This is a genomic window from Sphingobium estronivorans, from assembly GCF_008692605.1.
Taxonomy (GTDB): Bacteria; Pseudomonadota; Alphaproteobacteria; order Sphingomonadales; family Sphingomonadaceae; genus Sphingobium; species Sphingobium estronivorans.
The window spans coordinates 86,976-98,158 of record NZ_LFCT01000024.1 but is presented as its reverse complement, the minus strand read 5'-3'; the positions used below and the strand labels follow the sequence as shown (position 1 = coordinate 98,158).

At 60.1% G+C, this 11,183-nt stretch carries 9 protein-coding genes; 3 read left to right on the top strand and 6 right to left on the bottom strand.

Translation table 11 applies throughout. The features are described from left to right. Positions 1-958, top strand: a 958-nt coding sequence (locus F7P65_RS16825) for an asparagine synthase-related protein (RefSeq protein WP_240334350.1), incomplete at its 5' end; no start/stop codon positions are given. An 84-nt stretch (positions 959-1,042) separates the two neighbouring features. Here F7P65_RS16825 and F7P65_RS16820 read toward each other — a convergent pair. The 5 genes from F7P65_RS16820 to F7P65_RS16800 all read right to left on the bottom strand — a co-directional run bounded on the left by F7P65_RS16820 (position 1,043) and on the right by F7P65_RS16800 (position 8,064). Continuing rightward, on the bottom strand, positions 1,043-3,088 hold the full coding sequence (locus tag F7P65_RS16820; RefSeq protein WP_150293684.1) for an Atxe2 family lasso peptide isopeptidase: 2,046 nt from the start codon (positions 3,086-3,088) through the stop codon (positions 1,043-1,045). Further along, positions 3,088-5,622 (bottom strand): TonB-dependent receptor, encoded by a 2,535-nt coding sequence (locus F7P65_RS16815; RefSeq protein WP_162854681.1) that lies wholly within the window; start codon positions 5,620-5,622, stop codon positions 3,088-3,090. Before F7P65_RS16815 ends, F7P65_RS16820 begins: the two co-directional genes overlap by 1 nt. Before the next feature lie 163 nt (positions 5,623-5,785). Further along, positions 5,786-6,850 carry a FecR family protein gene (locus tag F7P65_RS16810; RefSeq protein WP_150293680.1) on the bottom strand — a complete coding sequence of 355 codons (1,065 nt, stop codon included), beginning with the start codon at positions 6,848-6,850 and terminating at the stop codon, positions 5,786-5,788. Then, entirely contained in the window at positions 6,843-7,391 is a 549-nt protein-coding gene (locus tag F7P65_RS16805; protein ID WP_150293678.1) for an RNA polymerase sigma factor, read from the bottom strand. Before F7P65_RS16805 ends, F7P65_RS16810 begins: the two co-directional genes overlap by 8 nt. A gap of 277 nt (positions 7,392-7,668) precedes the next feature. Continuing rightward, entirely contained in the window at positions 7,669-8,064 is a 396-nt protein-coding gene (locus F7P65_RS16800; RefSeq protein WP_150293676.1) for a MarR family winged helix-turn-helix transcriptional regulator, read from the bottom strand. Positions 8,065-8,546: 482 nt separating this feature from the next. Between F7P65_RS16800 and F7P65_RS22210 the strand changes: the two genes are divergently transcribed. Then, positions 8,547-9,119: a hypothetical protein gene (locus F7P65_RS22210; RefSeq protein ID WP_240334349.1), complete on the top strand. Its 573-nt coding sequence runs from the start codon at positions 8,547-8,549 to the stop codon at positions 9,117-9,119. A gap of 169 nt (positions 9,120-9,288) precedes the next feature. Further along, the gene (locus F7P65_RS16790) at positions 9,289-10,209 is read left to right on the top strand and encodes a DUF7146 domain-containing protein (protein WP_150293672.1); all 921 of its coding nucleotides are present in this window, start codon (positions 9,289-9,291) and stop codon (positions 10,207-10,209) included. Positions 10,210-10,234: 25 nt separating this feature from the next. Here the strand turns inward: F7P65_RS16790 and F7P65_RS16785 are convergent, their stop codons facing one another. Further along, the gene (locus tag F7P65_RS16785) at positions 10,235-10,993 is read right to left on the bottom strand and encodes a Ros/MucR family transcriptional regulator (RefSeq protein ID WP_150293670.1); all 759 of its coding nucleotides are present in this window, start codon (positions 10,991-10,993) and stop codon (positions 10,235-10,237) included. Positions 10,994-11,183: the final 190 nt, after the last annotated feature.

Below are 11,183 nucleotides of genomic sequence, written 5' to 3'. Positions count from 1 at the left end.
CTCCGGAAAAGCCGGGGCGCTTCAGACCCTTTTCGAAGAGCGCTATGCGTTGGAAGACGTCGACCTGGATCAGTCGTCGATCCGCCATCTGCCGAAGCCTTTTGGCCGTCTAGATCTCCAAGCATATGACGCAGCGATGCTCCGGGTCGCAAAGCAGTTCGATGCCCGAGCAATCTTCACGGGCAACGGAGGCGACAACGTCTTCTACATGAGCCATTCGGCGCGGCCCTTGGCCGATCGTCTCCTTTCAAATGGTTGGTCGCTCGGGCTGCTGAAGACGGTTAGCGACATTTCGACGCTGACGGGCGCAAACGGTGTCGAAGTCATCTTGCATGGAATCCGCGCCTGGCGTCGATCCGCCGATGGATATGTTTGGAAATCCGAGCTCGGGTTTCTAATGGATTCCGTTGTCGACGAACTGGCTTCAAAGCCAGTTTATCATCCCTGGCTTGAACAACCGGAAAGCTTGAAGCTGCCTGCGAAGGCCGCCCAAATCGCTATGCTCATCCGTATGCACCATTCCCTAGATGCCTATCGTGAACGCGACGGTATGCCGGTTTTTCATCCTCTGGCGTCCCAGCCTCTGCTGGAGACCTGCCTGCAGATCCCCGCCTGGTTGCAGTGCGACCAAGGCGTTGACAGGTCCGTGGCTAGGAGGGCCTTCCGCGCGGCACTTCCGGATGTCGTCGTCGATCGCAAGACCAAGGGTGGTCCACAAGGGTTCAGCTTCCAAATATTCTATCGCTTCCGAGACGAGATAAAGGAGAGGCTAATGAATGGCTTTCTCGCGGGGGAGAAGATTGTTGACAGAGTCGCAATTGAAGCGGCCTTCGACCCCGACATTCAGCCAACAGTTGGCGATGTCACGCGACTGTTGATGTTGGTCGACACGGAAGCATGGGTCCGGCATTGGCGGTCGATGCGCGTGGGCCGAGGTTTGAATGCCGAGGTGGCGTAGTTCAGATCAGAGGCGATAGGGCACAAGTGCGCCGCATGTAGCAGCGCCATATGGGAGATTCTTCTCGTGGAAGCCCGCTGAAGGCTAGTTGTCCGACCGCCACTCGTGTCCATCTCCAAGCCCGCGGAGCCAAAAATCGAACCAACGAAGATTCCGTTCGTAGGCTGCTAGTCTGTGAGCTGGCTGCCACTTCACATGATGTTCGTTTGGAAACACGTAGAGTGCCACTGAGCGATTGGCTTGCTTTAGAGCGATATAGCTCGCGATCGCTCCTCTGAATTCATCATCGGATTGCTGTATCAACAGGGGAGCCGAGACTCTCCGGGCGTTTTCTATGAGGGACATATGCGACCAGAAGTCGGAGTCGTAGTTGATTAGCTCTGGCCAGCCGCTCTCGTGATAGGCCTCCGCAGCCCCTGGCCCGACAAGTGCATCTTGGTATGGATCCCAACAGCATCCGCTAACTGACGCAGCTCGAAACATCGAACTGTTGATGAGCGCGAACTGGACGGTAGACGATCCATCGCTCAAACCCGTAATACCGATTTGGAGTGGATTTGCGATGCCGCGGTCTATTAGGCTGCGAACAGCAGTTTCAATCGACGAAAGCACGCTTCGGCGATCTATGAGTTTTTCAATTGACTTATCGTCATGCGTCCGGCCGATGAACTCTCGTTGAAGGAGACTTGCGTCCGGGCGCTGAACGCTGAGGATCGCATAGCCGTTGTTAGCGAAGGCTTGAATTGGGAACTCGTCGCCAACGCCTCCCCGCAGGAAGCCTCGCGAAATATATTGGACGACGATCAACGGATAGGCCCGGCCGCGCACATATCCGACGGGATATACTAGATCTCCAAAGGTCTCGATTCCGAATTCGTTCCGCCAATGAAGTCGCTCAATGCGGCCAAGTGAAAACCGATGAAACCCCTGATTGGGATCGTAAACAACTCTGGCCCGGCCGGTATCCGGATTCAAGACGACAATGTGCCTTGGGTCTGCCGACCGCTCACGTGCGCACACCAACTCCTCATCCAACGGTTGACAGTCGAGCAGCAAGTCTTGCGTGACATACAGGCGTTCCGGCTCCGAACGCCCCGGCTTCCATTCAAAGATGGCCATCTCGCTGTTTCCCCAGCCATACCGACGAATGAACCGCACACGATTGCCGTCCTTCGTCCACCAGATGGCCAAGGCTCCGGCGCAATCCGCCGAATTGCAAACTTGTTCCTCGCCGCTCTCTCGCCTGACAGCTACCTTGCCGCCGTTTAGGCCATGTTGTCCGTCCGGAACGGAAACGAACGCGCTTCGACCCGATTTTGATATCGCTACGGGGCCGGCGCTCGCGATCTGGACATGCCTGACGAACTCTCTTTCTTCGTCGGCGGTTGCCTCCCGAGGATGATCGGTGGGCATGTCAATTGCTTTAGTCACCCGTTTGATAACCGACTCCTGCGGCCCATCGTCGATGAGAGGGATAAAACGTGAGTCGAAGCGAAATCCCCGGAGCGCCTCTGCTCCCAGGGCGTCTTCGAGAACGGGGTCTCGCTGGCGCGACGAATAGACTAGACGCCGATCATCGGCCAAGAGGAGGAAATCATCCACTCCTTCTGCCTCGTGCGTCACGGCCTCGCTAAGTTCTCCGGTGGCTGCGGCGCGCCATACCTGCGTTGTTCCTGCTGATCGCTTGAGAAAATATACCCATCTCCCGTCGCGTGACCATGTGATTGGGGTGGCGGCCGCGTATCCGGTGCTCACTTCCGCGCCTCCGATTCCGCTGACGAACTGGAGGGTGAAATCCCCGCCTTCATCAATCGTTCTCGACGGTCCGCGCGAGGTGAGATCGACTACATCGATGCGGATTAGATATCGGTTCGATGATGGGTCTGCCGTCCGCACCTGGACAGCGGCCATCCTCCGGTCGGGAGACAGATTGATAATGCGCTCGCCCGCGCCTGGGAACACCGGGCCGAAATCTGATATGCGGACCAGATCGCTAGGAGTCAGTCGAACTTCCGACGCATTTGCTGGAACGGTCGACCCCGCCGCAGCACTGCACCACATGAACGCGCCCCAAGTCGCAAGAGACGACGCGGCGAGCATCGCTGCACCCTCCAGAAGGGGACGTCGCATTAAAAGCTCTTGCTGATCGTGACGCTGAGAAACCGACCCGTAATCGGATAGTTGCTTGAGTCGTAATGATAGCCGCCGGCGCTCGTAGTCCGGACGTAGGCAGGTTTCTCGTTAAAGATGTTCAAAGCTGAAAGAGAGAATTTCATATTTGACAGCGCGCCGATATCGGCGGCCGTTTCGTATTGGGCAATCAGGTCGATCGACTTATAGTCTCCCACTCGCACATATGGGGGCAGGCGATTGTCGAGAGAACCGCCAATATACGAGAGCACCCCCGACACCGAAAGGTTGGAGTGCTGCCACTCGATAGACGACGAGGCCCGCCAATGAGGGGGTCTGTAGAGGATGCCAGCGAGTTGGACCATCGGTTGATTGGCGCTTAGTTGTTGCTCGCTTTCGAGATAGCTCGCTGCACCGTGCAAATTGATGCGATCGTGCGGTCCGGCCGGAAAGCTGTAGTCGATGGCGAGGTCGACGCCGTCGATCTTTTGAATGGCCGCATTTTGGAGGTAATTGGTGACGATCGCGACTACGTTGGCTGTCGTTGGGTCGCCACCGCCCTGATCATAGAGCGTGGTTATTCCGGCAAGCGCGGCCAGAACCTGCTCCCTTGTGGGATTAAGCGTAACATAGGCGCCGTAGATCGGAGAGAAGGCGAGCGAGTTTTGCGGTATCGGGGAAACCGCTCGCGAACGATAGTCAATGCGGAAATAGCTCGCGTCAATTCTCAGCCCCTCTGCGATGGAGGGTGTAAGTGAGGCTGTGACTGTCCAGTTCGTCGCGCGCTCCGGCTTGAGGTCTGGATTGCCGCCCGAGACGTAAAGTACGGTCCCCGAGATGGGACTTGGAGGGAAGTAAGCAGTCGCGCCGATCTGTGAGTAGCCACTTCGAGGCCGACCGGACTGATATTGCGTCGGCGCTTTGAACGACTTCCCCCAGCTGAATTTGAAGGCAATATCTCGAGTAGGAGCATATATGGCGCCCAATTTCGGTGTAGCAACATCACCAACGTGGCTGACGTTCTCATACCGCACCGCTGCCGTAAAACTCAGGCGATTTACGAGGGGCACGCTGTTGCCCGGCGATATAACCGGAAGGGATATTTCGCCGTACCCGTAAGAGGTGGTTCTATTGATTACGAATTCTTGCGACGGGACCGCGTTTCCGCTCTGGATGGAAGCAATGTCCAGGATGAATTTTGACTTTCGTATGCCACCACCGAAGGCGAGACGCGCGCTACCTCCAGGCAAACTAAAAAGAGGGCCTTCCGCGCTCGCCTCGAAGGATTGCACGCGGTTGGTGTAGATGCCCCTTTGCGTCAGATAGGGTGATCCGCCCAAAGCTACATCTGCGAGCTGTTCCGCTCTGCTCTCGCCGAAAACCGAGCCTAGCCTCAAATCCCATTTGTTTGCGAGAGCCAATTTCAGGCCCGGCGCCACCGTCCATGAGCGCGTACTAATTCGTATGTCGGCGCCTGTTCCATGACATCCGTCGGTTATCGTGTAATTGACACAGAGGCGACTGGAACGATCGTTGAACTGCCCGTCAAATTCAAACGAGAGCGAGTCGGTGATCTTCTGATGTCCGGCGGCAACGACGCTGTGTTGCTGCTCGCCGCTCTGCAACGTGTCTGTTGGATCGTTGCTCTGAGTGTATGATCGCTGTTTCGCCGTAATGGGGGTCACGTCCCGGAAGTCATAGGCGACCATGAAACCGCCGTCGGTCCAACGCTTGCCGGTGACAATGTTATATTGTTGCTCGAAATCGCCGCCGTCCGTCGAACCGCCGAGCCTCGCCGACACCGTCGCGCCGTCATAATCTCTGCGGAAGATGACGTTCGCCACCCCGCCCACCGCGTCTGACCCATAGAGAGCAGAAGAGCCGTCCGTGACGATCTCGACGCGATCCAATGCTGTGAGGGGAATAGCTGAAATGTCCACGCCTTGGCTCATCGCGTCGTAAGCGACTCGATGACCGTTGAAGAGCGTGAGCGTTGCATCGGGACCAAGCCCTCGGAAGTTCAGGGTCGAGGAAGAACTGACATTTTCAGAGGTCCCCTGGCCTCCGCCCGGAATGCTCGGATTTTGACCGCCGGAGTAGTTTTGAACCAAGCTGCGCGCGAAGGTACCCAGATCGTGGATACCCTCTTTCTCGATCTCACTTCGGGTAGCGACCACGACGGGCGAGACGGGCTCGCTCCCCCGAATTCGTGATCCCGTGACCACGATCTCGCTTTGGACCGCCGAGCGATCGCTTAGATCGCCCGACGGCTCCGATCGCCCCCGGATGATGATGACATCCTTTCGATATTGGGCGACGAGGTCGGACCCTTCCAGAAGCATCCGGACAGCTTCATCCGCGCTGAACGAACCCTGGAGCCGCGGCGCCGCCTTGCCGAGCACCGCCTCGGAGTTGAAGATGATCTCCTTTCCTGACAGGCGGCTGACTGTCTTCAGGGCCTCGCCCAGGTCGCCGGCTTCGATGTGGTACTCGATGCGTCGCTCTTCCGCAGCAAGGGCAGGGGCGATTGGCACCAGCGAGCCGATCGCCACCGCTGCAAGGAGAGCACACCGAAACCGAGACCCCATTCGAACCATCTTTGCCCCCGTTGGAAACTCCCGACAATTTGGCGGGATTTTCAGGGAGCATCGCAACAAAACTGCAACCTACGGGGTAGGTCACAAAAAAAGTTTCTGTCTATCGCCGCTTGAGAGTGATTTCACCCGGCTTGGTCTTTTCGACGTCAAGGTCGAACAGCGAAGCCAGTCGATCGGCAACCTGATCGGCATCGTTCACCCGGAACCGGCCGCTCACCCGCAACGCCCCGATGCTCGGGTCGCCTAGATGGATCGTGGTCGCGGAATCCCGGTTGGCTTCAGCAATTACCGCAGCCAATGGGGTGCGCTCGTACTCACGCACCGGCACGATATTCGCCGGGGGTTCGAGCGGCTGAAGCTCACCCTTTGTCGCAGGGGGATGAAGCAGCGCCGGCGTGACGATCGCGAAACTGAGGATCTCGCCCGGTTCAAGACGTGCGATGGCGGCCGGGCCGGTCGTTCCCTTGATGGTGCTGGGACGCTCGACATCGACAGCACCACGCAGCAGCCTCACCGTCACGCGCTCGTCACGCTCCAGACTGACCTCGAAGATCGTCCCGCGCGCAGTCACGCTCCCTCCGCCGGCCAGGACGACGAAGGAGCGAGCCTCATGCGCGACCTCAAAGCGGGCACGGCCGCGCTCGAGCTTCAACTCGCGCTGGTCCGAGGTGAAGTTTGTGTAGAGTTCACTGTTGGCAGCGAGCTCGACCGAGGAACCATCGGCGAGCCGAACCGTCCTTTTGGAACCGTTCAACGTCGCGTAGCGCTGGCGTTCGGCGCGTTGATCCATCCTCGGCTGCGCCACCTGGACGGGAACGCTTCGCGTGCCGGTCAGCTCCATCTTCGCGATCCATCCTCCGACGCCGACGGTCAGGAGGAGACTGGCGGCGATCGCCGTCCATCTCCAACGGTGTCCGCTCTCGTCATTGTCATTGGCCTCGACGGCTTGCTCCTCATGCTGGGCCGCCATGAAGCGACCCAAGGCAAATATCTCGCCAGCTCGGTTGTAGGCACCCCGATGCGATGCCCCGAGGGCCAGCCAGTCCTCGAACTGAGGGCGCCACTCGTCCGCATCAGGACCCCGCATCCTGGCGAACCACAGGGACGCCTCTCGCATCTGCTGGTCCATCCTCGGCATAGGCTCCGGCATCTCGCCTTCAGCCATGGGTAATTCCGATGCTCTTGCCGATGCGCACAATGGCCTCAGCCACATGCCACTCCACGGTTCGGATGCTGATATCAAGCTGCTCAGCTATCTGCTTATATCCTAGTTCTTCGGCACGATGTAACAAATATACCTCTTTCGTCCTTGGCGGGAGGCTTTCGACAGCCAGTCGATAGCTTTCCCGCATGTCGTTTATTTCCGCGACCGTATCCGGCCCGGCAATGTCCTTACCGGCCGAATAGATGACCGGATCGAAGGCCTCTGCCTTGGCCCAGGCCCGCGCGCGATCGGCGAGAAGATGTCGAACAATGCCTTGCAAATAGGCGCCGGGATTGCTTGTGGCCGCGCTGGATCGCGACGCGACCAGCCTCGTGAAAGCCTCCTGGACCAGGTCGTGCCGGTCCTCCTCCTGCCAGATCCGCCGTTTGAGGTATAAAAGCAGCTTAGGCGCCTCCCTCCGATAGACGATTTCGAACTGGCGGTCGCCATAGCGTGCGGACGCACGCACGCAGGTGCCTTTATCCTCACTGGCGCGAAACATGGGTCTACGCGCACGTTTGGAGGTCGAAGCGCGCCAAAGGGCAACGGCAGGCAGACAACGAAGACAGCATGACAGAACCACCCAAGGGTGGCGGGCAATAACGTCCAATGCGTGCGCCCAACCGTCATGGATGGGCCCGTTGCCATGCCTGGAAGGTTTATCCTGCAGGCGGTTCCCAGCCGCTTTCCGCACTGCGCGAAAACTCTGCAACGATTTCCGGGTGGTTGCAAGATACTAAGAGCACGAGGCCTCCCATTCGCCGCTCTGTATCGCATTCCTAGCGTCCGGCCTTCTTGGGCGCCGGCTCAACCGTCACGAGTTCCACCAACCGGTCAAAGAAGCGGTCGAGCAATATCCGCGTTTCCGGTTCCAGCTCGACAATGATCCTTCGACCATCGGTTGGATCGCGTCGGAGCTTGACCAGCCCACGTTCAGCCATGCGATGGACGATCCGTTGCGAGTTTCGCTCCGATGCACTCGATGCTGCGGTCAGGGCGGTAAGCGAACGCGGCTGCCGGCACCTGCACGTATAGAGATCGAGAAGCATCTCGAATGCCGGGATGGTGAAGAGATCGCGACCCAGTTCGTTGGCGAGCAAGCGCTGAACCTGTTCCGCGAAGTCGGCCATGCTGCACCGGTCCACCGTCGCTGCGATGCGAGCGCCCTCCATCATGTCAGCCTCTCCCGGGGCGACCTGTCCGTTGGTCGGGGATCCGCAATCAAATTGGTCGGAATGGGCATGACACGCTCCTTTCTCATGGGAGAAAGAAGCTCATGTCTCCACGCGGCATATTGTAAGTTCTTGCCTGTAAATTGCGCCCGGAATGCATTGCTCCATTTTGGATGATTGCGAAGCGGGCGGTGAAAAAGACTGAGATATGGAATAGGGCGCTCTTAAGTCGATGCGTTGCGGTTCTCAATTTCATGTGAGAGGATCGTTGCTTACGCCACCCACTATTGCGATTCAATTTAGTTTATCTGCTGCCAGCGATGAGTCTCCAACGTGCTACGCTCGCTTAACCCCGGCCGCTATAGCAACCTCGTTTGAACTGTGCGGGGGAGCTTGAATTGATCGAGATTGATCGAGTGATGTCCGATATGGCCAGACGGCGTCCGGTCTTCTGTTCGGAGGCCGATCTCCAGCATGAACTGGCCATGGAACTGCGCATCCGACAGCCGCACCAGCAGATCCGACTGGAATATCCGCTTGGCGGCGACCTGCGCGGCGCGATCGACGTCCTCCTTCTCGGGGAACGACCCTTTGCTCTGGAATTGAAATATCTCTGCAAGAGCCTCGTTGCCGAAGTTGACGGGGAGCGATTCACACTCCGGCAGCAGAGCGCCCATGACATCCGGCGCCACGACGTCTGCAAGGACGTGGCCCGAATGGAGGCCTTCGTTCGCCGGACGAACCACGACGCAGCCGTCCTGGTCCTTTCAAACGACCCTGCCTATTGGCAACCCCGCCGGCGCGGCGATACGGTCGATGCGGCCTTCGATATCGCTGAGGCGAAGGAACTCGCCGGCACACTCCAATGGGGTGACAAGGCCGGCGCAGGAACGACCAGGGGTCGGGACGTGCCCCTGCAACTGAGCGGCCGATATCCGCTCGCTTGGCGCGACTATTCCGATCTGGGCCTTCCGGCCGGCCGGTTTCGCTACCTGTGGATACCTGTCTCGGCCCCCGGGGAACCGAGCTCGCTGAGAGCGCCTCCTCCGTCCGAATAGCGCCGCGAGTGGTTCGGGAGGGGAGGGAGAGTGGGGTTGCCGGGTGATTTCAAGGCCGCACCGGTCCTGCAATCGCCGTTACTTGCCTGACCCGTCTATCCTCGCATGGCTGCGCCGAGCGCGCGCATAAGGGACCAGAGCGGGCCGGGCCAATTGCTCGGATATCCCCATGGCGCGCACCAGCAACAACCGAAACCCGGAATTGGAGGCGATCGGCTCCGAAATCGTCAAGCGTCTCGGCGGCACTTGGAAGCCCGGCGGCGCCATGTGTCTGTGCCCGGCGCACACGGACCACAGCCCCAGCCTGTCCGTGCGGGTCGGAGACAACGCCCTCCTCTTCAAATGCTTCGCCGGCTGCGACACGCGTGACGTCATCCGCGAGATCCTGCGCCTGGAGGAAAATGCCCTCCTCAATGTCGAGAGGACCGCAAATGCACCCTCGGACGCGGGAACGGACTTGTGGCGACGCCAGATCGCGCAGCGCATCTGGGACGAAGCGCGGCCGCTCAGCGGAACGCCGGCCGAACTCTATTTGCGCCGCCGCAGGATCGCCATCCTGCCGCGTTCGCTGCGCTTCCATCCGCGCACGCCGCTTGGGCAGGGCGATGCGGTGGATTTCCGGCCCGCCATGATCGCGGCGCTGCACGACGGCGGCCTCCACAGAGATGGCCGCTTCGTGGCGATCCAACGAACCTTCCTCGAGCGCGATGACGCGCGACGCGCCCGCGACCTCGCCGATCCAAGAATGACGCTCGGACGGCCGGACCGCGCCGCCGTGATGCTCGCTCCCGCGACATCGGTTCTCGGCTTGGCCGAGGGCGTGGAAACGGCGCTCTCGGCGATGATGCTCTTCGGCATGCCCGTATGGGCGACGCTCGGCAGCGAGCGTCTGCACCATATCGCGATTCCCCACAATGTGACGCGGCTCGTCCTCTTCCCCGACAATGACATTGCGGGCGAGATCGGCGTGGCGAACGCAATCGAGGCCTACGAGATGCCCGGGCGCACCATCGAGACCGAATATCCGCCGTTCGGCTTCAAGGACTGGAACGACGTCCTGCGGATGGCCGGCAAGGCGAAGGCGGCTTGAGGGCGTCGCAACCGGTCCTCCGCTGCTAGCCGGCCAAAGGGGCCTCGGCGGGCGCGACCTCCGGCGGTGTTGCCGTGCCGACGCTGTCCTTCGGTGCCCGGCTCCGCCTGGGCTTCGACGCCGCCTTGACCGCAACGGGCTTAGCCGTCCCGCTTGCCGCCTTGCGTTTCACCTTCGTCGGCGCGCTCGCGGCCTTTCCGGAAGGTGCGCCTTTTGCTCGCGTGCGCCGGACCGGCGCGGCTTCGGCCGGAGCTTCTTCGGCACCGGGCAGTGCAGTTGATGTTTCCACCCCGCCTGTCGCCACCTCTTCGGGGGCCGGTGTCGGCGGCGCCGACACGCCCTTGCGCTTCCCACCCAATCCAAGCCGTATCGCGACTTCGCGCCGCGAGGCCGAATAACCCGGCGCGACCATCGGATAGTCTGCGGGCAGATCATAGCGCGCGCGATATTCGACCGTCGTCAGCCCGTGCGCCGACAAGTGCCGCTTGAGAGCCTTGTACGGCTTCCCGTCGATCAGGCTCAGAATATGGTCGGGTGAGGCGAGGCTTTCCTCAAGGGTCACGGCGGGCTTGAACTCGGATGCGGAAGCGGCGGCTTCGACCGCGTCTTCCTTGCTCTCGGCCAGCGGCGCCGCGGCGGCAACGGTTGCGTCGCCCAGCAGAGCCCGTCTTGTTCCCTCGACGAGTGCAGGCAGTTCGCTGCTCGGAACTGTGTTGTTCACGAAATAGGCGCTGAGCAACGTCACCGTCAAAGACATGACGCCGGCTTCTTCGGTCTCGGCCATGCAATATCCCTCTTCTCGCTGGAGACAGCGGCCTTGAACCAGGCCCACTTGCGCAAACGTAAACGAACAAGTGCCGATATTCGACGGGCAAGTCAAAAGGAGGGGAGGAGGGCGGTTATGGGTGGCGTGGTGATTGGGCCGCGCCGTAACTTCCTGGCGAAGTCCCATGCCGGATCGCTCCCCGCGCCGA

Excerpts from the sequence above, each read along its gene's own strand:
- F7P65_RS16810 (WP_150293680.1), bottom strand. The coding sequence starts at position 6,850 with ATGGCTGAAGGCGAGATGCCGGAGCCTATGCCGAGGATGGACCAGCAG.
- F7P65_RS16790 (WP_150293672.1), top strand. The coding sequence starts at position 9,289 with ATGGCGCGCACCAGCAACAACCGAAACCCGGAATTGGAGGCGATCGGC.
- F7P65_RS22210 (WP_240334349.1), top strand. The coding sequence starts at position 8,547 with ATGGAACTGCGCATCCGACAGCCGCACCAGCAGATCCGACTGGAATAT.
- F7P65_RS16800 (WP_150293676.1), bottom strand. The coding sequence starts at position 8,064 with ATGATGGAGGGCGCTCGCATCGCAGCGACGGTGGACCGGTGCAGCATG.
- F7P65_RS16785 (WP_150293670.1), bottom strand. The coding sequence starts at position 10,993 with ATGGCCGAGACCGAAGAAGCCGGCGTCATGTCTTTGACGGTGACGTTG.
- F7P65_RS16805 (WP_150293678.1), bottom strand. The coding sequence starts at position 7,391 with ATGTTTCGCGCCAGTGAGGATAAAGGCACCTGCGTGCGTGCGTCCGCA.
- F7P65_RS16820 (WP_150293684.1), bottom strand. The coding sequence starts at position 3,088 with ATGCGACGTCCCCTTCTGGAGGGTGCAGCGATGCTCGCCGCGTCGTCT.